Genomic DNA, 23,096 nt, shown 5'->3' with positions numbered 1-23,096 from the left:
GCCGGTCGTTGGGGGTATGGTTTAGCATGGTCGGTGTCAGTTCGTTGCGTGGATTCTGGGGGCCGATGGCCTGCGTTCTCGCTTTCTTGATGGTGTTCCTAGGATTTGCGTCCGCCAGCCAGGCGCAGAACCAAACCGCCACGCCCGGCGCGGAGCCGGCCAAGGTTCAGCAGCTGATCGAGCTGCTCGATGATCCGGAAGTGCGGCAATGGTTGGCCACCAAGCAGCCGGCGGCGCCTGGTGCGACCACACTGGGGGCAACGACATCGGCCGATGGCAAGACGGCGCCCGGATTTGCGGCCCGCTGGACGGCTGAAATCCGCCACCATCTGACCGGTATCACCAACGCGGTGCCGCGCATCGGCCCAGAATTCGAGGCGGCCCGCAGCCGCCTCGCTGGAGACATGGAAAACCATGGCTCCGCCCCGATCGTCAAGGGATTCCTATTGATCCTGCTGGTCGGGTACGGCGCCGAATACGCGCTGCGCTATCTTTTGAGGCGGACGTTGCGTTCGGCGGCCTTGACCGGGTCGGCGCGCACGATTCTGGTCAAGGTGCTGCCGCTCCTGGTGTTCGCTATTGCCACGACCGCCGTGCTCGCCGTCGCTGAGTGGCCATCGCGGCTTGAAGAAACCATCGCGCCGCTCCTGGTTGCCTGGATCGGAGCCCGCTTGCTGATCACCAATGGATCCGCAGTACTGTCTGGTGGAGCGGTCTATGCGACCGATCCATCCGGTCGAGCCGGCTATCTCTCGTTGACGGCTGAGGATGCGCGTTTTTGGTACCGCTCGTCAGTGGCAATCATTTGTACCGCGGCCGCCATCTGGGGTATCGGCGACGCCATGCAGGCTCTTTCCGTCGCCCCCGACGTTCGCAACCTTGTGGCGGCCGCGCTCGGTCTTATCGTGCTTGCACTTGCAATCCTCACCGTGCTGAGGAGACCAGCCGCAACCACAGGATCGCGCCGTGTGGTCGGCAACATTCTGCTGGTCTCCTTCCTGGTGCTGCTTTGGGTGCTGTGGGTGGCCGACATGAGGGTTCTGTTCTGGATCGGCCTTTACATCATCGGCTTGCCGCCGCTCCTGCGCTTCACCAGTGCCTTTGCCCGCACGATGCTGGATGTATCGGCGGACGACGATATGCGCGTCATGCGCAATGTGTTGATCGAACGCGGCGCCAGATTGGCGATCATTGCCTTGGCGGCCGGGTGGCTTGCGCTTGTCTTCCGCGTCAACGCAGCGATGATGGTCCAGGACGACGTTTTCAATCGGATTTTCCGTGGTGTGCTTGCCGGTGTCGTCATTCTGCTCGCGGCTGACTTGATATGGCAGTTGACGAAGAGCCTGATCAGCCTGCGCGTCAAGCACGCTACCGTCCAAGCGACTGACCCCTCCGAACGCGCACGCAACACCCGCTTGCTGACGCTAATGCCGATCCTGCGCAATTTCCTTGCGGCCTTCATCCTCGTGGTGGCGCTGCTGATGGTGCTTTCCGGCCTTGGCGTTCAGATCGGCCCGCTGATTGCCGGCGCTGGCGTTTTTGGCGTCGCCATCGGTTTTGGTTCTCAAACCCTGGTCAAGGATGTGATCAGCGGGATCTTCTACATGATGGATGACGCTTTCCGCATTGGCGAGTACATTCAAAGCGGCAGCTACAAGGGGACGGTGGAATCCTTTAGCATACGCTCGGTGAAGTTGCGGCATCATCGCGGCCCGGTCTTCACCGTGCCGTTCGGGTCTCTTGGTGCAGTTCAGAACATGAGTCGCGACTGGGTGATCGACAAGTTTATGATCAATGTGTCCTACGAGGCCGACATCGCCAAGGTGAAGAAGGTGGTGAAGGGCATTGGCGCGGCGCTTCTAGATGATCCCGAATTGGGGCCGACGATTATCGAGACGGTGAAGATGAAGGGCGTCGAGAGCTTCGGTGACTACGGCATCACCTTGAGTTTTGCGATGACCACCAAGCCGGGACATCAGACACAGGTCCGGCGCCGGGCACAGGCGATGATCAAGGAGGCCTTTGACAAGAACGGCATCTCCTTCGCTTCGCCGACAATGCACGTGGCCGGCGACGAACAGAACGCAGCTGCGGCAGCCGCGACGCGCGATGCGATCGCCAAGAAGAATGCAGCGGCAGCGCTCGCCGAGGGTGCACCACCGGAATAGGGTTTTCTCTGGCTGGGGAGGCCATAAATGAGACGCCTCGCATTGTTTCTGCTGTTCTTCGCCGTGGCGGGGACCGGACATCTATGGGCTCAATCGGACGAAAGTACATTCCAGCCGATCATCGCCCCGCATATGGGTGATCTCGACGTCATGGAGAAGCGGCGGCTGGTGCGGATCATCGTGCCCTTCAGCAAGACAATCTACTTTATCGATCGCGGTCGGCAGCTCGGCACAGCAGTCGAGTTCGGAACGGCGCTCGAAAAAGAGCTGAACGCCGGGCGAAAAAAGGAGATCGAAAAGATAAGGGTCGCATTCGTGCCGATGGCACGTGGGCGCCTGCTGACGGCGCTTGAGGAGGGCCTTGGCGACATCGTCATGGGAAACCTCACGATCACCGAGGCGCGGCTGGCCAAGGTCGACTTCACCGATCCGTTGTTCAACGAGGCCAAGGAAGTGCTGGTTACGGGGCCGTCGGCGCCGGCGATCGCCAATCTGGACGATCTAAGCGGCCGGGAAGTCCGTGTTCGCACGTCCAGCAGCTACCACGAGCATCTGGTCGCGCTGAGCGACGGTTTCGTCAAGGCTGGGCGCGCGCCGATCACGATCAAGGAGATGGACGACAATCTCGAGGACGAGGACATTCTCGAGATGGTGAATGCCGGTCTTTTGCCCTGGGCGGTGGTCGACAGATACAAAGGCAGCATTTGGGCTACGGTGTTCACGGATATCAAGATGCGTGACGATATCGTTGTGTCCGATCACGGACAGATTGCCTGGGCGATCCGCAAGGATAGTCCTCGGCTCAAGACCGCGCTCGATGCCTTCGTCAAGACCCACCGGGTCGGCACCACCTTCGGCAACATCCTGAAGAACACCTACTACAAGAGCGACAAGATGCTGAAGCGTGCCTATGCGCCTGAGGACATGGAGCGCTTCCAGCAGCTGGTCGAGATTTTCCGCAAGCACGGCGGTACCTATTCCTTCGACTACCTGATGCTGATGGCGCAGGGCTATCAGGAATCGCAGCTTGACCAGTCCCGGCGCAGCCCGCGCGGTGCAGTCGGCATCATGCAGCTTCTGCCGTCTACCGCCGCCGACAAGGCTGTCGGCATCCATGGCATCGACAAGGACCAGAACCTGAATGTCGAGGCCGGATCGAAGTATCTGAGGTACCTGATCGATACCTATCTCGATGACCCGGCGGTCACGCCGCGCAACCGCATGCTCTTCGCCTTCGCGGCCTATAACGCCGGCCCCGGCAATTTGCACAAGTTCCGTGCAAAGGCAAAGGACATGGGCCTCGATCCGAATTTGTGGTTCGGCAATGTCGAAAATGCCGCGGCCGCGATCGTTGGGCGCGAGACGGTTCAATATGTCAGCAATATCTACAAGTACTACGTTGCCTACGGGTTGCTGGCGGTACAGGCTCAGGAAGCCACCACGATACAATTCGCTGCCAATGCCAGTGCGCAGTAGATTTGCGTCACGTCGTCTTGAGTGGCCCGCGCCCTTCTTGACGACGGAGACCGGAAAGCCAGCTGGACCTGATGGCGCCGACCGGCCTATTGAATGATGCCTTCAGTCGGAATCGGGTGAATGCATTTTTGGGCGAGTGTGAAATGTTGCGGCGACCATGACGTATCGTTTTTGAGGCGTTGGATACTGGGTCACGAGCGCCTCGTCCGGGGCCGGCCCGAAGGAGGTTTTGGTGATGGTTGTATCGAAACGCGCGTTCCGTCCCTGCGGGCCATTGGTACTGCTTGCAGTGTTGGGCCTTGCTCTGGCCGGCTGCACCACTCCGGATCTGGAGCCGATACCGGGAAGCATCACCTATGGCGGGCAGCCGAGGACGAAGCTGACGAAGGCGCCGGTGGGCAGCATGGTGCCGCATACTTTTGTGAGCGGCAGCAGCTTCGTCAAAGAGACATACGTTATCCAGCCGGATCGCTCGCTCAGGCTTGTTCGAAGGGATTATTTCGACATACCTGTCAATTGATCCGGTTAAGGTCCGTGTGCGGCCCGAAGGCCGGCTTGTACTGCCGCTGCCGTTGACAGTGTCAAACGAAGACGCGATAGCTCGATCTGCATGAAAATCGCCTTCTACGCACCGCTGAAATCCCCCAGCCACCCCGTTCCATCCGGTGACCGGCTGATGGCGCGCCTGTTGATCGACGCGCTGCGGCAGGCGGGACATGAAGTGTGGATTGCCAGCGATTTGCGCAGCTTCATGGCGGATGCCAGCGAGGTACAATTCGCGTCGCTGGCGGCAGCCGCGGCCAGCGAAACGGAGCGTCTTCGCACGCTTTGGCAGTCCCTAACGCCACCTGATGTCTGGTTTTGCTATCACCCCTATTACAAGGCGCCGGATCTGATCGGGCCAGGGCTTGCTGCCGAGTTTTCCATTCCCTACGTCACAGCCGAGGCCTCCTACTCCTTCCGCCGCAATGAAGGCGTTCGCGCTGTTGCTCAACGGCATGTACTGCGCGCCATTGAACAGGCCGCGGTCAATATCTGCCTGACGCAGCGGGATCGAGATGGCCTGGTCGAGGCAGCACCCACCTCCCCGCAGGCGATGCTTCCCCCCTTCATCGATACGGCTCCGTTTACACGGGCATTCCGCAGTGCTGCGGATGGTTGTCGCCTCGTCACCGTGGCGATGATGCGCAGCGGCGACAAGATGGAGAGCTATCGTATGCTTGCCAGATCCCTGTCGCTGGTTGTCGATCGGCCGTGGACGATGACCGTTGTGGGTGATGGGCCGTGCCGGCAGGATGTCCACGACGTTTTTTCCACTTTGCCGGCAGACCGATTGATTTGGCTTGGCGAAAAAGATGCGAGCGACATCCCAGGCATCCTCGGTGAAAGCGCGCTTTATCTTTGGCCGGGCTGCGGTGAAGCCTATGGGCTGGCCTATCTCGAGGCACAGGCTGCCGGACTGCCCGTCGTTGCGCAGTGCACAGCGGGTGTGCCCGAGGTGGTGCGGGACGGTGAGACCGGGCTGTTGACACCCGAGGGCGACGTCGATGCCTATGCGGCAGCGATCCGCCGCCTGATCGATGAACCGGTTACCCGCCAGAAATTTGCCGACGAGGCTCGCCGCTTCGTCCTCGAAGAGCGGTCCTTCCCCGCCGCAGCACGGCGATTGGGCGAGATTTTCGATCAATTTCTGGAGGAGCCCGCGTGACCATTGATGCCAACTGGCACTTACTCGTCGATGAACTCGATCGCGCGCACGTGCGGGGACGAAAGGTCGACTTCTGGCTGAGGGACGACGATGCCATCGAGCCGAGTGTTCCGCTCGACCGGCTTCTGTTACTTGCCGCAAGCCATGCGGTGCCGGTGACGCTCGCCGTGCCGCCTGCGCCGGCAACCGAAGCGCTGGCGCGACGTCTCGCCGGCCTTGCCGATGTCTGCGTGACGGTGCATGGCTGGGCGCACCGCAATCATGCGCCGCCTGGCGAGAAAAAGCAGGAACTCGGTGCCCACCGGCCGCACGTCTTGATCCTCGATGAATTGCGATGCGGCGTCGAGCGTCTGCAAACGCTCTTTCCCGAACATTTCATTCCGATGCTCGTCCCGCCGTGGAACCGGATCGATCCGGCCCTGCTGCAACGACTGCCCGAGGCTGGATTTGCCGCCCTTTCGGTTTTCGGACCGGAGAAGCCGTCGCCTTTCCCGCTGGTCAACACTCATGTTGACGTCATGGATTGGCGCGGTACGCGCGGATGTCGGGACCACGGGCTTATCATTGCCGATATCGTCTCGCGCACGCGGCAGGTCAGCGGCGACATAGAGGGCAAGGAGCATCAGTCGGGCCGCACGGTCGGTCTCTTGACCCATCACCTCGTGCACGACGAGGCCGTCTGGGATTTTCTCGAGAAGCTCTTCACCGTCACGGCCGGGCACCCCGGTTGCCAGTGGCGTCAGGCGAAAGACCTCATAGATCGATGATCTGACCGTCACGGGCAGCGAACGCACCGGCAAACATGGACTGTACGTCGATTTCCATCGCGTCCAGCTGTGCGTCTGTTCGCGCGGGGTCGTGATGGAACATTGCCAAGCGCTTGACGCCGGCGGCCATCGCAAGGCGCGCGCCATGCATCCCGGTCGAATGACCAAAACCGCGAAAATGCGTCATCTCGCTTTCGAGATAAGTGCAGTCGTAGATCACCAATTCGGCGCCGGCGATGAGCTCAAGGACCGCCGGGTCGAGGATGCCGGGTTCGTGTTCGGTGTCGTAGACGAGCGCCACTGCGCGGCCGTTCCATTCGACGCGATAGCCGACGCAGCCGCCGGGATGGGTAAGGCTCGTCGTGCGGATCGTCACGCTCTCGCGCGGGGTCAGCACGTCTCCGGGCTTGAAGTCGACGCCTTCAAGGCTTGCCTGACAGATATCCGGATCGACGGGGAACCATGGCGGCCGCATGAAATCGCGGATCATTTCCTTGGTCGTCGTCAAGCCGTGCAGATGCCCCGACCAGAACCGCACCGACGACTGACACTTGTAGATTGGCTTGAAATACGGAAGGCCGATGATGTGGTCGTAGTGGCTGTGCGTAAAGAAGAGGTCGTAATTATCGACGCCTTCGGCAATCAAAGAGGCGCCCGCTTCGCGCAATCCTGATCCTGCATCGAAGAGCAACACTTCCTTGCCGCATCGAATTTCGATGCAGGATGTATTTCCCCCATAGCGCAGGAACTGCTCGCCGGACACCGGCAAACTCCCTCTTACGCCCCAGAACCGCACTCGAAAATTGTCTTCTTGCATTCCTGTTTCGGCTTCACGCTGTCCGCGCAAGCCTAGTTGCCTGCGCTTAACTGATAGACAAGCACATATGACCACCCCCCTGCAATGGCATGGGTTATTGTTTAGACATTAACCTTATCAATGCCCACAAATGACGATGGCATATTCGATGTTGTGTCGGGTGGTCCGAAGCCTTGTTGCGGGCAGTGGCCAACGGCCGTTTTGCAACAATCGTCAGGCTTTTCGGGAGCTTATCCGGCACGTGGCCATCAAAGCTGACGCAGCGATTTCTCGCAATCGCCCCGAGGGTCTCTTACGCTGCCGAGGTCGTCGCAACTCCTCTCGATACGCGTATCGGAATTTGAAACTTTTTCTTGCGGTCTCGCGTAGAACATCTATCGACATAGCCAGTGGGTAAAAGCTCGGAGCATCGATGGCAAAGACGAGTGAAACACGATTCTACGACAGCGTGCCGCTCTTCGATGCGTTCGAGGGGGTTGCCGATGAAACGAATTATCGTGCCTTGCCGGACGACTGGATGCTGGCGCTCGCCGATATCGTCAATTCAACCGGCGCGATCGCCGAGGGCCGCTACAAGACCGTGAACATGGCCGGCGCGAGCGTCATCTCCGCGCTGATGAACGGTCTTGACGAGAAATCCATGCCGTTTGTTTTCGGAGGCGACGGGGCACTCGCAGTCCTCCCAGCATCGATGGCGGAACGCGCGAAAGCGGCGCTTGCCGCGGTGAAAACGTGGGTCCTTGAAGAACTCGGGCTCGAGTTGCGCGCGGCGCTGGTGCCGGTCAGGGATATCAGGGCGGATGGTCTCGACATGCGCGTCGCCCGCTTCAAGGCGAGCGAAGAGGTCTCATACGCGATGTTTGCCGGCGGCGGTGCAAGCTGGGCGGAAGCGGCCATGAAGGCGGGGCGTTACCAGGTGGAGGCAGCACCGCCGGGCACTCGGCCCGATCTCACAGGGCTATCGTGCCGATGGAACCCAATCCAGTCACGCCACGGCTCGATCGCCTCGATCATTACAGTGCCCGGCGAAAAAGGCAGCGGACCGGAATTTCAGGCGCTGATCGCCGACATCGTTGCCCTTACCGACGAGGAAGAGCGACACGCGCATCCGGTTCCCGAGCTCGGGCCTGAACCACGCTTTTCCACCCAAGGCATCGAAGCCGAGGCGCGGGCGCGGGCGCCGCATGGTAGGCGGCTTCTGGCGCGCCTGTGGATCACGCTGCAGACATTGGCGCTGTTCATCTGTTTTCGCATGGGATGGAACCTAGGCACGTTCGATACGACCCGTTATCGGCGCGATCTCGCCAACAACACCGATTTCCGCAAATTCGATGACGGCCTCAAGATGACGATCGATATCAGCGCCGCGCGCCTCGCCTTGATCGAGGCGCGGCTGCGTCGGGCCGAGGCGGCCGGCGTCGGCCGCTACGGCCTGCACCAACAGGACTCCGCACTTATGACCTGCATCGTGCCCACCCCGATGAGCCGGGATCACATGCACTTCGTGGACGGAGCCTCAGGTGGCTATGCGGTTGCCGCCAGCAAGCTGAAGGCGGCCTTGGCTAGGCCTTGACGATGTGTGCGCCGGTCAGGCCGTGGCGGTGAAAAACGTTGCGCGTATCGACGATAAGCGGTGAGGCACTAGCAAGGGCGGCGTAATCGACCTGGTCGTGGTCGGTTGCCACCAGCACGACATCGAACTGCCGGATCGACTGCCCGTCGAGCGTCACGGACCGTCTGCCCTTCAGAGCGCTGTATTCGCGCGTCGACGGGATCTCGGCGACATAGGGATCGTGGTACTCGCACCGACCGCCGCGTTCCTCGATCAGTTCGATCAACTTCAGCGATGGGCTTTCGCGAATATCGGGCACGTTCTTCTTGTAGGCGAGGCCGATGACAAGGACCTTCGAACGGCTGAGCGCCTTGCCCGCATGGCGATCGAGCGCCTCGGCGAGCCGGCTGACCACGTGGCGTGGCATCGCCGAATTGATCTCTCCCGCCAACTCGATGAACCGGGTGGGCAATTCGTATTCGCGCGACTTCCAGGTGAGGTAAAAGGGATCGATCGGTATGCAATGCCCGCCGAGCCCGGGCCCCGGATAAAACGGCATGTAGCCGAACGGCTTGGTCTTCGCCGCCTCGATCACTTCCCATACGTCGATGCCCATCGCCTCGAAGACAATCTTCAGCTCGTTGACGAGGGCGATGTTGACCGAACGGAAGATGTTCTCGGTCAGCTTGACCGCTTCGGCGGTGGCGTTGGACGATACCGGTACGACCGTTTTGACGACCGCGGCATAGAAGCATTCCATCAGGCTTGCCGCGAGCGGCCCGTCGCCTGCCACGACTTTCGGAATGCTGGTCGTCTCGTAGACCGGGTTGCCGGGGTCTTCGCGTTCGGGTGAAAAGCCGACAAAGAAATCAACGCCCGACCTGAGGCCGGTCTCCTCGAGGATCGTGCGCACGACGCCGTCGGTCGTTCCCGGGTAAGTGGTCGATTCGAGCACCACGAGCTGGCTGGCCCTGAGCGTTGCTGCAATCGCACGTGCCGTATTCTCAACGAAGGAAAGGTCGGGATCGCGGTGTTTCGTCAGGGGCGTTGGCACGCAGATGACGATGACATCGCAACTGCCCAGATGTCCGAAATTGGTGGTGGAGCTGAAGCGCCCGGCTGTCGCCTGCTCGGCCAGCACGGCGTCCGGTACGGCTGCGATATAGGATTTGTGCGCGTCGAGCGCGACGATCTTTGCCGGGTCGATGTCGAATCCGGTCACCGAAAAGCCCGCGCGTGCCGCCGCAACTGCGAGCGGAAGGCCGACATAACCAAGTCCGATGACGCCGACATGGGCCGTGCGAGCCGAAATCGACGCCAGCAGTCTTTCGTGATGGGGTGAGGTCAATTTTCGGTTCCAGCTTTTGTGAACGGGAGGCGCCAGCCTGGCGACATGTCGTGGTTTGTTGGATAGAAACAAGGTACAAGTCAAGCGTGGCGCCGATGCCTTCCCCTGACTGCGGTGCATTGGCGTGCCATCAAATCTTCGTGTGGCCGCGGCGCGAAACAAAAAATTCGCGCGCCTCTGGAAATTGCAGAGGGCCATCAATATCTGCAGTATATAAGTGCCGCATTCCGGGTGCCTGCACGTCATCGACGCTGGAATCGGTTGGAGCATTTTCTTAACGGGCACGTATCATCATCAGCCGCCGCGAGCGAACGCCGACACATCGTCGGGCCGTTCGCCCATCGCAATTGGGCATGGTGCTGGACTGTCTGTCACGGTGAGGACGCGAAATGGGCCCGGTAAACGATAACGTATCTGAAATCCTGATCGACAAGGTCGCGGACTGGCTCATGCGGACGTCGCTCAGCGACGAGTCGCTGGAGACGATCGTCAAGGGCTTCTGCGAGCGGCTGGCAGCTGCCGGCCTGCCGTTAATGCGCGTGCACCTTTCCTTTTCCATGCTGCATCCGCTCTATGACGCGCTCGGCTTCACCTGGGCGCGCGGCAAGGGCGTCGAGGTCAGCGGCCTGCGGCACGAGGAACTCGCGCTCAATCCGGAGCGGTTCCTGCGCAGCCCCTACTATTACCTGCTCAACAACAATCTCGAGCATGTCCGTCGGCGCCTCTACAAGGATACGCCGTCCGAGTTCCCGATCTTCGACGAGCTGAAGGAACAGGGGGCGACCGACTACATCGCCTTCATGCAGTCGCTCGGCGCCGATTCCGGCCACGGTATGGTCGGCTCCTGGACGACGGACCGCCACGGCGGCTTCACCGATGACGTCATCGGCGCGCTGTTGCGCCTGCAGAACCATCTCGCTGTTGCGGCCAAGATGGCCGTTCTCGGCAAGCTCGCCGACAACATGCTGACCACCTATCTCGGCTCGAGCGCCGGCCGCCGCGTGATGAGCGGGCAGGTCCGGCGCGGTGACGGAGAGACGGTACGTGCGATCCTTGTCATGGCGGATATGCGCCGCTCGACCATGCTTGCCGAAAAGGAGGGCCGCCAATCCTATATCGAAACGCTGAACGGTTACTTCGATGCGATTGCTGCGCCGTTCAACCGCAACGGCGGCCATATCCTCAGCTTTGTCGGTGATGGTTTCCTGGCAGTCTATCCCTGCGGCCGGCACAAGGAACCTTCCGAATTTGCCGCGCGCGAGGCGTTCGGCGCGGTGCGCGCCGCAACCGCACGCATGGAATTGCTCAATTCCGAGCGGCGCAAGCAAGGGCGTGACCCGATCGGCTATGGCGTCGGACTTCATGTCGGCAATGTAATGTTCGGCAATGTCGGCCTTCGCGACCGGTTAACGTTCTCGGCCTTCGGCTCGGCGGTCAACGAGGTGCAGCGGCTGCAGAACCTGACGAAGAAATACGCGCACAGCGTTGTCGCCAGCGAGGCTTTCGTCAATTATTGCGGCGGCGACTGGACCGCGCTCGGGCAGGAAAAGCTGCGCGGCGTGCGCCAGAAATTCACCATTCTTTACCCGAATGAGGCAGCGCTTCTGCCAAAGCCGGATGAGCGCCTCGATGATGTTTTGCAGGATGGACTTTCGGAAGCAGAGCATGTCATGCTGCTCCATCGCAACACCCGCCCGCTGCAACCGCCGCGTGGCCTTATCGACAAGATGCTTCAGTAAGGACCTCAATGTTCCGAGCAGCCCTCATCGTCGCGAGCTTCTTCATCACTGGCGTTGCAGCAGCGCAGCCGTGGGAAACCAAGCTTTTCGACGGGTTCGAGGGAAAGGATTTCTCGCCGGACGGCGGGCTCTACTACCGGGAGAATTTCGAGCAGAGCGCGGGGACGGCCGAGTTTCAGAGCATCGTCAAGCGCAACGGCAATGGCGGACTCAAGCTGAGCGTCGTGCCGATCTGTCCGGATTCGCTCGACGGCTGCAGTGAGAGAGCGGAAATCTGGGAGAAGACGGCGCTGCGGGTGCCCTACGACCAGGGTATTTGGTACGGGTTCTCCATGAAGTTTGCCGACCCGATCCCCTCAGGTGATCATCGTTATCTCGTGGCGCAATGGAAACGCGAGATCGACCCGGGTGCTGAAGGCGATTTCAGCCCGTTCCTGGCGTTGCGCATGAACTTCGGCAAGTTGTTCGCAACTATCGAGACCAATTATATCGCGCCGGTTTCCACCGGGCCGGACGGGGTCGCCGCCGCCTGCAGGCCGGGTGAAGTGCCGGTATGGGGACGCCCGGGCGTCAACCAGATGCGCATGCTTGTGGCCGCTGATTCCGCGTGGAAGGCGGACGACGGCAATCTGTTCAACGCCTGCACAGATGCGATTACGGTGACGAACCACGGCAATCCATTGCCCGATCCGAAGTCGGGCTGGATCGATTTCGCGATTTATACGAAGCCGGGCGCCGACGGCACCGGACATATCGAGCTCTTTGCCAATGGTAAGCCGATCATCACGGTCAAGGGCCATGTCGGGCATGCTGACAAGGGGCTCGGCCGTAATCAGTATTTCAAGTTCGGCCCCTATCGCGCGGCCGATGCGACCGACTGGACGCTCTATTATGACGATTTCCGTCGATCGCCGCGCTGCGCCGACGTGCTGCCCCAAGAAACTTGCCCTCTTCCCTGAGATCGCGACGCGACCGTAAACTATGCTGTGGTTGCAAGGGGCTAAGCTGGACAGCCCCCTGAAGCTGCGATAGTCTTTTTTAGAGGCGGCGGATACAAGGGCAATGAGGGAAGTGTGTTGTGATGACATCAGGGGCGGACCTGCTTCGAGTTGAAGGTCTGCGGATCACATTCTCGGTGCTCGGCGGTGAAGTTGAAGCCGTCAAGGAAGCGAATTTCAGAATTTTGCCAGGAAAGGTGACCGCCCTCGTCGGCGAGTCCGGTTCCGGGAAATCGGCCATCAGTCAGGCCGTCATGGGTATCCTGCCGAATGTCGCGCGGGTCGGTGGACATGTCCTGTTCAACGATCCGGCGGCCAAGGGCAAGCCGATCGACCTGCTCTCGCTGGAGCGCGAAGGTGAAGAAATACGTGCCTTGCGCGGTACCCGCATCAGCAAGATCTTCCAGGAACCGATGACGTCGCTGTCGCCGCTCCACACGATCGGCAACCAGATCTCCGAAGTCTTGAAAATTCATACGGATGCGGAAAAAGCCGAAAGGCGCGCCAGAACGGAAGAGCTTCTTGGTTATGTCGGGTTTTCGAACCCGAAGCGTGCCTATGATATGTATCCTTTCGAGCTCTCCGGCGGCATGCGCCAGCGTGCCATGATCGCCATGGCGCTGATCTGCCGACCGGCGCTGTTGATCGCCGACGAGCCGACGACTGCGCTCGATGTGACGGTGCAGGCGCAAATCCTGCAGTTGCTGCGCGAGTTGCAGGTCAAGCTCAACATGGCGATGCTGTTGATCACCCACGACCTCGGCGTGGTTGCCAATATGGCTGACGAAGTCGTGGTGATCTATCACGGCCAGATTGTCGAAGCAGGTCCGGTCGATGCGATCTTCCGCAATCCGCAGCATCCCTATCTCAAGGGCCTGATGGCCGCGGTCCCGCATTTCGACATGAAGCCGGGCGAGCGGTTGAAGGCATTGCGGGAGGTGCCGGTCAAGGCTGGGACACTGCTGGGTGCCAAGGCCTCCACTAGGGCGGTTGGCCCCGACGTTCTCCTGTCCGTACGCAACCTTTCCAAGACCTATGGAACGCGCAAGACCTCGTGGTTCGGCAAGAAGGACCCGTCTCGCCATCGCGCGGTGGACGATGTCAGCTTCGATATCCGTCGTGGCGAGTGTCTGGGTCTGGTCGGCGAGAGCGGCTGCGGCAAGACGACGGTCAGCAAGATTTTGATGCGGGCCATCACGCCTGATGGCGGCAGCGTCAGCTTCGATGACGGCGAAGGTCCGATCGACGTGCTCAAGGCGGAAGGTGATGAGCTGAAGACGCTGCGCTCGAAGATCCAGATGGTTTTTCAGGATCCGGTGTCGTCACTCTCGCCACGAATGACTGTCAGGAATATCCTGAGCGAGCCGCTCGAAATCCACGGGCGCGGAACGGCGAAGTCGCGTGTCGAGACGGTGCGCTCGCTGCTGCAGGCCGTCGGGCTCGACCAGCGGTTCGTCAACCGCTATCCGCATAGTTTTTCGGGCGGCCAGCGCCAGCGCATCGGTATCGCGCGGGCGCTCGCTCTGGTGCCGCAACTGCTGATCTGTGACGAGCCGGTATCGGCGCTCGACGTTTCCGTCCAGGCCCAAATCCTCAATCTGCTCAAGGATCTGCAGAAGGAACTTGGGCTTACATGCCTGTTCATCTCGCACAATCTCGCGGTGGTCGACTATATGGCCGACCGGATCGCGGTGATGTGTGCGGGGCGCATCGTCGAACTCGCGCCGCGCGAAGTTCTCATGCGCAAGCCGGTGCATCCCTATACGAAGTCGCTGCTCGCTGCCGTCCCCTATCCGGATCTCGATCGTCCGCTGGACTTCGATCTGCTCAAGGCCATTGAGGGGTCGGATATGCGGCGCTGGGGACCGCAGTTCAGCGACGACGGCGAGGAAGGTGCGCTTTTTCCTGCTGACCTCGGTGGCGACCACTATGTTCTCGCGCGCAAGTCAGTGGATGCAAGGGAGTTACGGCCATGATCACTCGCCGAACTGCGCTCGCCCTGCTCGCAACAGTGGCGTTTCCCAAGTACCTTCTTGCAGCGGCAAGCGAGCCGAAATTTTTCGAGGCGCTTGTCGCCGAGGGAAAGCTGCCGCCCGTCAATGAACGGTTGCCGAAGACCCCGCGCGTCATCAACGTTGCGGCCATGGGACGCCAGCCAGGCAAACACGGCGGCACCGTGCAGAGCCTGATTGGCAGCGCGAAAGACATACGGTTGATGACCGTTTACGGCTACTCACGCCTGGTCGGCTACGACGAAGAACTCGAACTGCAGCCGGACGTGCTGGAAAGCTTCGAGACGGTCGAGGACCGGATCTTCACGTTCCATCTGCGCGAGGGACACAAGTGGTCGGACGGAAGCCCGCTTACGACGGACGATTTCCGCTACTGCTGGGAAGATGTTCTGCTCAACGAGAAACTGAGCCCGGCGGGCCTGCCGATGGCGCTGGTGATCGACGGCGAGGCGGCAAAGTTCGAGGTGCTCGACGAGCGGACCGTGCGCTACACCTGGTCCACGCCCAATCCTGATTTTCTGCAAAAGCTCGCCGCACCACAGCCCTTGGTGCTGGTGATGCCGGCGACGTACCTCAAGCAGTTCCACGATAAATATCAGGATGAGGACAAACTCAAGGCGCTTCTGAAGGAGCAAAGGGTCAAGAAGTGGAACCAGCTGCATATGCGCATGGCCCGTTCCTACCGCCCGGAAAATCCCGATCTGCCGACGCTTGACCCGTGGCGCAACACAACATCCTTGCCGGCCGAGCAGTTTGTCTTCGAGCGTAACGCCTTCTATCATCGGGTCGATGAGAACGGGTTGCAGCTCCCCTACATCGACAAGTTCGTGCTCAACGTCAGTTCTCCGGCGCTGATCCCGGCGAAGGCCGGCACCGGCGAGAGCGACCTGCAGGCGACAAATATCGACTTTATCGACTACACCTTCCTGAAAGATGCGGAAAAGCGCTATCCGGTAAAGGTTCTCCTCTGGAAGAAGACGCAAGGCTCACGGGTCGCGCTGCTTCCCAATCTCAATTGCTCCGATGCGGTCTGGCGGTCGTTGCTGCAGGATGTGCGCGTCCGCCGGGCGCTGTCGCTGGCGATCGATCGTTCTGAAATCAACAAGGCCGTCTTCTACGGACTGACCAAGGAGAGCGCCGACACTGTCCTGCCGGACAGCCCGCTGTTCCGGCCGGAGTTCGCCTCCGCCTGGATCGCCTACGACCCGGTGCAGGCCAATGCGTTGCTGGATGAGGCTGGCCTGACGAACCGCGGCAGCGATGGCATTCGTATTCTCCCTGACGGCCGTGCCGCTCAGATCGTCGTTGAGACCGCAGGCGAAAGCACCCTGGAGACCGATGTCCTGCAGTTGATCACCGACTACTGGCAGAAGATCGGCATTTCGCTCTTCATCCGCACGTCGCAACGCGACACCTTCCGCAGCCGTGCCGTCGGCGGTGAGATCGTCATGTCCATGTGGTTCGGACTCGACAATGGTGTGCCGACTGCGGACATGAACCCAGGCCAATTGGCGCCGACTGCGGACGATCAGCTGCAATGGCCGGTTTGGGGGCTCAACTATCTCTCGCATGGTGAGATGGGGCAGGCGCCCGATCTTCCGGCCGTCGTTGAGCTAACCGAGCTTCTGCAGCGTTGGCGGCACTCGGCCGAGGATGCCGAGCGCACCGAGGTCTGGGAGAGGATGCTGTCGATCTACACCGACCAGGTCTTCTCGATCGGCATCGTGAATGCCTCCCTGCAGCCAATTCTCGTTGCCAACAAGATCAAGAATGTCCCGGAAGCAGGGCTCTACGGATTCGATCCAACGAGCTATTTCGGCGTCTACAAACCCGATACGTTCTGGATCGAGCAGGAAGGCTGACATGCTGCGATACATCCTCTGGCGCATCGCGGCGATGGTCCCGACCTTGCTCATCATTTCAGCGCTCGTCTTCACCATCATTGAGCTGCCGCCCGGCGACTACTTCGAGAGTTACGTCGCCGAGATCAGGGCGCAGGGCGAAGGCGTCAACATGGAGCAGATCGAGGCTCTCCGGAAGGAATACGGCTTCGATCAGCCGCCGCTGCTGAGATATGTTCATTGGCTGGGCGGCATGCTGCAGGGCGATTTCGGTTATTCCTTCGAGTACGAGCTGCCGGTCAGCGCCGTCGTCGGCGACAGGATGTGGCTGACGATCCTTGTCTCGTTCGTCACCATCATCTTTACCTGGCTGATCGCCTTCCCGATCGGCATCTACTCCGCCACGCACCAGTATAGCTGGGGCGATTATGGGCTGTCGCTGGTGGGGCTGATTGGCATCGCCATTCCGAACTTCATGCTGGCGCTGATCCTGATGTACTTTGCCAATATCTGGTTCGGCATCTCGATCGGCCATCTCATGGATCAGAAATATCTGGCAGAGCCCATGAGTTGGGCGAAGGCGAAATCGATCCTCGAACATATCTGGATACCGGTCATCATTGTTGGTGCGGCGGGGACCGCCGGCATGATCCGGCGTCTGCGCGCCAACCTGCTTGACGAATTGCAGAAGCAGTATGTCGTGACCGCCCGCGCAAAGGGGCTTTCGCCGATGCGCACGCTGCTCAAGTATCCGCTCAGGATGGCGCTGAACTTCTTCATCTCGGATATCGGTTCCATCCTGCCGGCGATCATTTCCGGCGCGGAAATCACTGCGATCGTACTGTCTCTCGAAACGACCGGCCCGATGTTGATCAAGGCGTTGCAGAGCCAGGACATGTACTTGGCCGGCTCGTTCCTGATGTTCCTCGCATTTCTGACCGTCATCGGCGTGCTGATTTCCGATCTCGCGCTCGCCATTCTTGATCCTCGGATACGGCTGCAAGGCAGGAGCACCAAGTGACGTCATTCCTTCCGGCGCCCGGCGAACCGCTGCCGCACTACGTATCGACAGCACCATTCGATCCCTATTCCGTCGAAGCGATGACGGAAGAACAGGTGCGGGTTAACCAGGCTTCGCAGCTGCGGCTAATGTGGTGGAAGTTCCGCCGGCACAAGCTGGCGCTGATATCAGGCATTTTCCTGGTCGCGCTCTACCTGATGATCGCGATCTGCGAGTTCCTCGCACCCTACAATCTGCACACGCGCAATGTGGATTACATCTATGCGCCGCCGCAGTCTGTTCACCTGTTCCACGAGGGCAAGTTCGTTGGCCCGTTCGTCTACGGGCGGACGATGGAACTCGATATGGAGACGCTGAAGCGCAACTACACCGACAATCTGCAGGACGTCGAGCCGATCCGCTTCTTCTGCCGCGGTGACAGCTACCGCTTCTGGGGCCTGTTCGAAAGCAATGTGCACCTGGCATGCCCGGCAAAGGACGGTCAGCTCTTCCTGCTCGGCACCGACCGGCTCGGCCGCGATGTCCTGTCGCGCATCATCTATGGTGCGCGCATTTCGCTGACGATCGGCCTTCTCGGCATTACGGTGAGCTTCGTGCTCGGCATCGTCATCGGCGGTCTCGCCGGCTACCACGGCGGTGTCTTCGATCTCATCGTCCAGCGCATCATCGAAGTGCTGCAATCGATCCCGAGCATTCCGCTCTGGCTGTCGCTGGCCGCGATCATGCCTGCGACCTGGAGCCCGATCCTGATTTATTTGGGCATCACGATCATCCTCGGGCTTCTCGATTGGACCGGGCTTGCCCGGGCGGTGCGTTCGAAACTGCTTGCGCTGCGTGAAGAGGACTACGTTCTTGCCGCGCAATTGATGGGCGCAAAGAGCGGCCGTATCATCGGTCGGCACCTGGTTCCGGGCTTCATGTCCCATCTCATCGCCACAGCGACCATTTCCATTCCAGGGATGATCCTCGGCGAAACGGCGCTGAGCTTCCTCGGATTGGGGCTGCGCCCCCCGATCACCAGCTGGGGCATCCTGCTGACGGAGGCGAAAAGCGTGAGCGTCATCGCCTTCTACCCCTGGCTGCTATTCCCAACGATCCCGGTCATTTTTGTGATTTTGGCGTTCAACTTCTTGGGAGACGGGTTGCGCGATGCCGCCGATCCCTACAAATGAGGTTCGTTTCGACGCCGGCCGCAAGCCGGCGTCGCGAGTTTTGATTCGTTTTTTCCTGAGCGAAAGGTTTCTGGCATGACGCGGCGCTTAGAAGATGCCCGGATACTCATGTACAGCCATGACACTTTCGGGCTCGGCCACCTGCGCCGATGCCGCACGATTGCGCATTCGCTGGTGGAAGATTATCGGGGTTTGAATATCCTGATCATATCGGGTGCGACGATTGCCGGCGCCTTCGATTATCGCGCGCGCGTCGATTTCGTGAAGATTCCGAGCGTCATCAAGCTGCACAACGGCGACTACACGTCTCTCGATCGCCATATCGAGTTGGACGAGACGTTGAAGATGCGCCAGTCGATCATCCGTCACACGGCGGAAACCTTCAAGCCAGACATCTTTATCGTCGACAAGGAGCCGATGGGGTTGCGAGGCGAGGTCGAGGAGACGCTCACCTATCTCAAGGCCCATGGCACGACGCTCGTTCTCGGCCTGCGCGAGGTGATGGATGCGCCGCATCTGCTCGAAGCGGAATGGAAACGCCGCGACACCATGCGCAAGATCGAGCAGTATTACGATACGATCTGGGTTTATGGGCCGCCCGACTTCTACGACCCGCTGACGGAACTCGAGGTGCCGCCCGCCGTGCGCGAGCGCATGAACTTCGTCGGGTTCCTGCAGAGGAGCGTACCGCGCGAGGAATTGCCCGGTCACAAGCCGGAAGGCGACTATATTCTCGTCACCACCGGCGGCGGTGGCGATGGTGCCGACCTGATCCACGATTTTATTCACGCCTACCAGCAGGATCCGGAGTTGACGCATAAGGCGCTTGTGGTCCTTGGCCCCTATATGCCGGTCAAGAAGCGCGAAAAGCTGATCAAAAAAGGAAGCAAGATCCCTTTCATCAAGATCATCGAGTTCGATAATCGCATGGAAGAGCTAATTGCCGGCGCCAAGGGCGTGGTGGCGATGGGCGGTTACAACACCTATTGCGAGATCCTGTCTTTCGATAAACCGGCGCTGATCGTCCCACGGATTCAGCCGCGCGAGGAGCAACTGATCCGTGCACGTCGTGCCGCCGAGTGGGGTCTCATCGACATGCTGCTGCCCGACGAGGCGGTGGATCCCTTGCGTTTCGCCGCCGCGTTGAAGGCTTTGCCGCAACGCGCGCCGCCGTCGAAAAGTTGTGCCAACGGCCTGCGGCTCGAGGGGCTGGTGCATATCTCCGAAATCGTAGGCGGGTGGCTCGACGAGCAGTCGAGTGAGCACCTGAGTATTGTCAAGAAATCGAGCTGAAGCATTGCCAACGGACCGCAAGATTGCCGTCATTCTGAAGGGATATCCGCGCCTTTCGGAAACCTTCATTGCGCAGGAATTGCTCGGACTTGAGAAAGCGGGGCATGAGCTGGTCCTGATCGCGCTGAGGCGCCCGACCGACGGCAAGCGCCATCCCGTGCATGACGAGATCCGCGCCGACGTGCACTATCTGCCGGAGTACCTGCACGAGGAGCCATTGCGTGTCCTCAAGGGTCTGGTGCGTTCGCTGCCGAAGCCCGGATTCTGGAAGGCGCTTGGGCTGTTTGTGAAAGATCTGGGCCGGGACCTGACGCGCAATCGCTTCCGCCGTTTCGGGCAGGCGCTGGTTCTGGCATCGGAATGGCCGGGCGATCCGCGCTGGCTGCATGCCCACTTCATCCATACGCCGGCTTCCGTCACAGCTTATGCCAGCGTCATCGCCGGTACGCCCTGGACGTGCTCGGCGCATGCGAAGGATATCTGGACGTCGCCGGACTGGGAGCTTTCCGAAAAGCTCGGCCGCGCGCGCTGGACGGTGACCTGCACCCGGACGGGATATGAGCATCTGCAGAGCCTGACCTCGCAAAAGGCCAGAGTGCATCTGAGCTATCACGGCCTCGATCTCGAGCGTTTCCCGCGTTTCGACGGCGAACATTCGAGCCGCGACGGTTCCGATGAGGCAGACCCGGTGCGCATCGTCAGTGTCGGCAGGGCGGTGGGCAAGAAGGGCTACGATGTTCTCCTTCAAGCTCTAGCCCTCTTGCCTGAGGATCTTCACTGGCGCTTCGAGCATATCGGCGCCGGCGAATTGACAGCAAAGCTCAAGGTCCTGGGTAGCGAGCTCGGTATCTCGGACAGAATTGCCTGGAAGGGTGCGCTCGATCAGACCGACGTGCTCGCCCACTATCGCACCAGCGATATCTTTGCGCTCGCCTGCCGGGTGACGGCAGATGGCGACCGTGACGGACTGCCGAACGTGTTGGTCGAAGCGTCAAGCCAGCGGCTCGCCTGTGTGTCTACGGCAATCTCGGGCGTGCCGGAACTCCTGGTCGACGGAGAAAACGGTCGTATTGTGCTCTCCGAGGACGCGAAGGCACTGTCTCTCGCCTTGGAACAGCTGATCCGCGATCCAGAGGGTCGCCGCCGACTGGGCGCTGCCGCCGAGAAACGGGTGAGGGCGCACTTTGACCACCACTCCAGCATCGAACAACTGACGACCCTGTTTGCAAACGAATGGAAAGCGGCGTGATGCGGCAGCGGCGGGTCTTCTTTTATGTCCAGCATCTGCTGGGGATCGGCCACCTCGCGCGGGCAAGCCGCATTGCCAGCGCACTTGCCGCCGATGGTTTCGACGTCACGGTTGTCACCGGAGGCACGGCCGTTCCCGGCTTTCCAAGCGCCGACCTCAAACACGTAGCCCTGCCGCCGGTTGTTGCCGGCGACAAGGGGTTCTCCGGCCTGGCGGACGAAACCGGAAATCCGGTCGATGATGACTTCAAGGACCGCCGGCGGAAGATGTTGCTTGACGCTTTTCGCACCTGCGACCCGGATGTCGTGATCTTCGAGGCGTTTCCGTTCGGTCGCCGCCAGATGCGGTTTGAACTGATGCCGCTGCTCGACCTCATCGAGGCATCGAGCCCGCGCCCACTGGTGGCGACGTCCCTTCGCGATATCCTGCAGGAGCGGACGAAGCCCGGCCGTGCCGAGGAGATGCTGGATCTGGTACAGGAGCATTTTGACCTTGTACTCGTGCATGGGGATCCCGCCTTCGCTCGGCTTGAAGAGACCTTCCCTTACGCGCAGGAGATCGCCGACAAGGTTGCCTATACCGGTCTGGTCGCGGGCGATCCGCCAGCGCCGCCGTTGGAGCGTTTCGATGTGCTGGTCTCGGCCGGGGGCGGCGCAGTCGGCAAGGAGCTGATTGGCGCCGGTCTGGAAGCTGCGAAGCTCCTGCCGCCGGGGCTGCAATGGTGCATGATTACCGGGCCAAACCTTCCGCAGGTCGACTATGACGCATTCGAGGCCGCCGCGCCTGGCAATGTGAAGCTGTTCCGTTTCCGGCAGGATTTTGCCAGTCTGCTTTCGGGTGCGCGGCTTTCCGTCTCGCAGGCCGGCTACAATACGGTGTGTGACATCATTCGCGCCGGTTGTGCGTCGCTGCTGATCCCGTTCACGGCGGGCGGGGAAACGGAGCAATCAACGCGTGCGGTTCGACTGGAAAAGCTCGGGCTTGCCGGTGTCCTGCCGGAGAGCGAGGTAACGCCGGCCCGATTGGCGCGCGACGTTGAAACGCAGCTCGCACGGGCCAAGCCCACGATGCCGCCGCTCGACCTCGAAGGCGCCGCCCACACGGCGGCGATCCTGCGTGAGCGGCTTTCGCAAGTGGCGGTCAAACCGTCCCGATCAGCATGAACCTTGTATATTTCTTCGTCGGCAACGCACCGACGAAATCGAGCGTCGCGAGTTTCGCCTGGTCGGCGAAAGCATCGACGGACTCGACGCAGTTGATGTGCGTCGGTTCGCTGAAGTAATCGTTCGACTGCAGGAGAACACGTGTGCCTGATGGGATCAGCGCAAGCCAGCTCCGCAGATCGGCGATGTGCTCGCAACTCGTGTTGACGATCAGGTCGGCGTCGAGGCTTGCGTAGTCGATCGCGTACATGTCGGCCGTGATGGCCCGGAAACGATCGGCAAAGGTCGCGTTGAGGGTGCGGGCGACAGCCTCGACGGAGGCGTCAATGTCGTAGCTCTCAGCCATTGCGATTTCGAAGCGACAATCCTCAAGCAACATCGCCGAAAGAATGCCGTACCACCCGCCGAGAACGACGATCCGCTTATAAGACTTGCCCGCCGCCTCCAGTAGCGTGTCGCGCGCCCAGAGTTTGCAGGCAACCTGCCTATGATTGAAGGCATTGGCTATATCGGCGTCAGGGTGTCTGGCGATCACCTTGGCGATCCCATCGATCAGCGGGCTTCCGGTGTAGGCGGCGATACCGCGCGTCAGGTCGAAAGCGTTTTCGTACCAGTCGCTCGCAGGAGTAGGGGGATGGCTGGTGTGTTTCATGCACTCGTTGTAAGCTGGCAGACAATCGAGTGCAATATGGGCATTTTTCGTTCCCCACGCCTTGATCCGCCGCAGGGAGGCATGACCGCCGATCTTGAAGGTGCGTTCAGGCGTCCATTG

18 protein-coding genes are annotated in these 23,096 nt (G+C 60.6%); 15 read left to right on the top strand and 3 right to left on the bottom strand.

The window, feature by feature from the left end; translation table 11 throughout:
- Positions 1 to 26: 26 nt before the first annotated feature.
- From J3R84_RS26380 to J3R84_RS26360, 5 genes are all read left to right on the top strand, one after another.
- Positions 27 to 2,168, top strand: coding sequence for a mechanosensitive ion channel domain-containing protein (locus J3R84_RS26380; protein ID WP_373688523.1), 2,142 nt, complete (start codon positions 27 to 29; stop codon positions 2,166 to 2,168).
- Positions 2,169 to 2,195: 27 nt separating this feature from the next.
- Positions 2,196 to 3,644 carry an MltF family protein gene (locus tag J3R84_RS26375; RefSeq protein WP_113567541.1) on the top strand — a complete coding sequence of 483 codons (1,449 nt, stop codon included), beginning with the start codon at positions 2,196 to 2,198 and terminating at the stop codon, positions 3,642 to 3,644.
- Between the two features lie 235 nt (positions 3,645 to 3,879).
- Complete coding sequence (locus J3R84_RS26370) at positions 3,880 to 4,164, top strand: hypothetical protein (RefSeq protein ID WP_113567539.1); 285 nt, start codon at positions 3,880 to 3,882, stop codon at positions 4,162 to 4,164.
- Between the two features lie 90 nt (positions 4,165 to 4,254).
- Positions 4,255 to 5,352, top strand: coding sequence for a glycosyltransferase family 4 protein (locus J3R84_RS26365; protein WP_203528117.1), 1,098 nt, complete (start codon positions 4,255 to 4,257; stop codon positions 5,350 to 5,352).
- Positions 5,349 to 6,119 (top strand): polysaccharide deacetylase family protein, encoded by a 771-nt coding sequence (locus tag J3R84_RS26360; protein WP_057211321.1) that lies wholly within the window; start codon positions 5,349 to 5,351, stop codon positions 6,117 to 6,119. The genes J3R84_RS26365 and J3R84_RS26360 overlap by 4 nt, the downstream gene beginning before the upstream one ends.
- Here the strand turns inward: J3R84_RS26360 and J3R84_RS26355 are convergent.
- Positions 6,106 to 6,936, bottom strand: a complete 831-nt coding sequence (locus J3R84_RS26355; RefSeq protein WP_025428523.1) for an MBL fold metallo-hydrolase — start codon at positions 6,934 to 6,936, stop codon at positions 6,106 to 6,108. The genes J3R84_RS26360 and J3R84_RS26355 overlap by 14 nt on opposite strands.
- A 412-nt stretch (positions 6,937 to 7,348) precedes the next feature.
- Here J3R84_RS26355 and J3R84_RS26350 point away from each other — a divergent pair, with 412 nt between their 5' ends.
- Positions 7,349 to 8,509: a DUF3095 domain-containing protein gene (locus J3R84_RS26350; protein ID WP_107027197.1), complete on the top strand. Its 1,161-nt coding sequence runs from the start codon at positions 7,349 to 7,351 to the stop codon at positions 8,507 to 8,509.
- Here J3R84_RS26350 and J3R84_RS26345 read toward each other — a convergent pair.
- Positions 8,499 to 9,836 carry a nucleotide sugar dehydrogenase gene (locus tag J3R84_RS26345; RefSeq protein ID WP_225906294.1) on the bottom strand — a complete coding sequence of 446 codons (1,338 nt, stop codon included), beginning with the start codon at positions 9,834 to 9,836 and terminating at the stop codon, positions 8,499 to 8,501. The genes J3R84_RS26350 and J3R84_RS26345 overlap by 11 nt on opposite strands.
- Positions 9,837 to 10,225: 389 nt before the next feature.
- On the opposite strand from J3R84_RS26345, the gene J3R84_RS26340 reads away from it, so the two are divergent.
- The 9 genes from J3R84_RS26340 to J3R84_RS26300 all read left to right on the top strand — a co-directional run bounded on the left by J3R84_RS26340 (position 10,226) and on the right by J3R84_RS26300 (position 22,324).
- Positions 10,226 to 11,575: an adenylate/guanylate cyclase domain-containing protein gene (locus J3R84_RS26340; RefSeq protein ID WP_107027199.1), complete on the top strand. Its 1,350-nt coding sequence runs from the start codon at positions 10,226 to 10,228 to the stop codon at positions 11,573 to 11,575.
- 8 nt (positions 11,576 to 11,583) lie between these two features.
- Entirely contained in the window at positions 11,584 to 12,534 is a 951-nt protein-coding gene (locus tag J3R84_RS26335; protein ID WP_107027200.1) for a polysaccharide lyase family 20 protein, read from the top strand.
- A gap of 122 nt (positions 12,535 to 12,656) precedes the next feature.
- Entirely contained in the window at positions 12,657 to 14,549 is a 1,893-nt protein-coding gene (locus tag J3R84_RS26330) for an ABC transporter ATP-binding protein (RefSeq protein WP_025428529.1), read from the top strand.
- Complete coding sequence (locus J3R84_RS26325; protein ID WP_057218195.1) at positions 14,546 to 16,447, top strand: ABC transporter substrate-binding protein; 1,902 nt, start codon at positions 14,546 to 14,548, stop codon at positions 16,445 to 16,447. The genes J3R84_RS26330 and J3R84_RS26325 overlap by 4 nt, the downstream gene beginning before the upstream one ends.
- A gap of 1 nt (position 16,448) precedes the next feature.
- Entirely contained in the window at positions 16,449 to 17,447 is a 999-nt protein-coding gene (locus tag J3R84_RS26320) for an ABC transporter permease (protein WP_057218193.1), read from the top strand.
- On the top strand, positions 17,444 to 18,619 hold the full coding sequence (locus J3R84_RS26315; protein ID WP_025428532.1) for an ABC transporter permease: 1,176 nt from the start codon (positions 17,444 to 17,446) through the stop codon (positions 18,617 to 18,619). The genes J3R84_RS26320 and J3R84_RS26315 overlap by 4 nt, the downstream gene beginning before the upstream one ends.
- A 75-nt stretch (positions 18,620 to 18,694) precedes the next feature.
- Positions 18,695 to 19,912, top strand: a complete 1,218-nt coding sequence (locus J3R84_RS26310; protein ID WP_025428533.1) for a glycosyltransferase family protein — start codon at positions 18,695 to 18,697, stop codon at positions 19,910 to 19,912.
- 4 nt (positions 19,913 to 19,916) lie between these two features.
- Positions 19,917 to 21,161, top strand: coding sequence for a glycosyltransferase family 4 protein (locus J3R84_RS26305; RefSeq protein WP_025428534.1), 1,245 nt, complete (start codon positions 19,917 to 19,919; stop codon positions 21,159 to 21,161).
- Complete coding sequence (locus J3R84_RS26300) at positions 21,161 to 22,324, top strand: glycosyltransferase family protein (RefSeq protein ID WP_107027259.1); 1,164 nt, start codon at positions 21,161 to 21,163, stop codon at positions 22,322 to 22,324. Before J3R84_RS26305 ends, J3R84_RS26300 begins: the two co-directional genes overlap by 1 nt.
- Here the strand turns inward: J3R84_RS26300 and J3R84_RS26295 are convergent.
- On the bottom strand, positions 22,302 to 22,976 hold the full coding sequence (locus J3R84_RS26295; protein ID WP_113567535.1) for a class I SAM-dependent methyltransferase: 675 nt from the start codon (positions 22,974 to 22,976) through the stop codon (positions 22,302 to 22,304). The two genes, J3R84_RS26300 and J3R84_RS26295, sit on opposite strands and share 23 nt — an antisense overlap.
- Between the last annotated feature and the right edge of the window lie 120 nt (positions 22,977 to 23,096).

Source organism: Ensifer canadensis (assembly GCF_017488845.2).
Classification (GTDB): domain Bacteria; phylum Pseudomonadota; class Alphaproteobacteria; order Rhizobiales; family Rhizobiaceae; genus Ensifer; species Ensifer canadensis.
This window is presented reverse-complemented; position numbering and strand designations above follow the sequence as displayed.

What these genes read in the sequence shown, in the direction of transcription:
- J3R84_RS26365 (WP_203528117.1), top strand. Translation starts at nt 4,255, where the DNA reads ATGAAAATCGCCTTCTACGCACCGCTGAAATCCCCCAGCCACCCCGTT.
- J3R84_RS26330 (WP_025428529.1), top strand. Translation starts at nt 12,657, where the DNA reads ATGACATCAGGGGCGGACCTGCTTCGAGTTGAAGGTCTGCGGATCACA.
- J3R84_RS26295 (WP_113567535.1), bottom strand. Translation starts at nt 22,976, where the DNA reads ATGAAACACACCAGCCATCCCCCTACTCCTGCGAGCGACTGGTACGAA.
- J3R84_RS26300 (WP_107027259.1), top strand. Translation starts at nt 21,161, where the DNA reads ATGCGGCAGCGGCGGGTCTTCTTTTATGTCCAGCATCTGCTGGGGATC.
- J3R84_RS26355 (WP_025428523.1), bottom strand. Translation starts at nt 6,936, where the DNA reads ATGCAAGAAGACAATTTTCGAGTGCGGTTCTGGGGCGTAAGAGGGAGT.
- J3R84_RS26310 (WP_025428533.1), top strand. Translation starts at nt 18,695, where the DNA reads ATGACGCGGCGCTTAGAAGATGCCCGGATACTCATGTACAGCCATGAC.
- J3R84_RS26340 (WP_107027199.1), top strand. Translation starts at nt 10,226, where the DNA reads ATGGGCCCGGTAAACGATAACGTATCTGAAATCCTGATCGACAAGGTC.
- J3R84_RS26350 (WP_107027197.1), top strand. Translation starts at nt 7,349, where the DNA reads ATGGCAAAGACGAGTGAAACACGATTCTACGACAGCGTGCCGCTCTTC.
- J3R84_RS26325 (WP_057218195.1), top strand. Translation starts at nt 14,546, where the DNA reads ATGATCACTCGCCGAACTGCGCTCGCCCTGCTCGCAACAGTGGCGTTT.
- J3R84_RS26380 (WP_373688523.1), top strand. Translation starts at nt 27, where the DNA reads ATGGTCGGTGTCAGTTCGTTGCGTGGATTCTGGGGGCCGATGGCCTGC.
- J3R84_RS26335 (WP_107027200.1), top strand. Translation starts at nt 11,584, where the DNA reads ATGTTCCGAGCAGCCCTCATCGTCGCGAGCTTCTTCATCACTGGCGTT.
- J3R84_RS26375 (WP_113567541.1), top strand. Translation starts at nt 2,196, where the DNA reads ATGAGACGCCTCGCATTGTTTCTGCTGTTCTTCGCCGTGGCGGGGACC.
- J3R84_RS26320 (WP_057218193.1), top strand. Translation starts at nt 16,449, where the DNA reads ATGCTGCGATACATCCTCTGGCGCATCGCGGCGATGGTCCCGACCTTG.
- J3R84_RS26370 (WP_113567539.1), top strand. Translation starts at nt 3,880, where the DNA reads ATGGTTGTATCGAAACGCGCGTTCCGTCCCTGCGGGCCATTGGTACTG.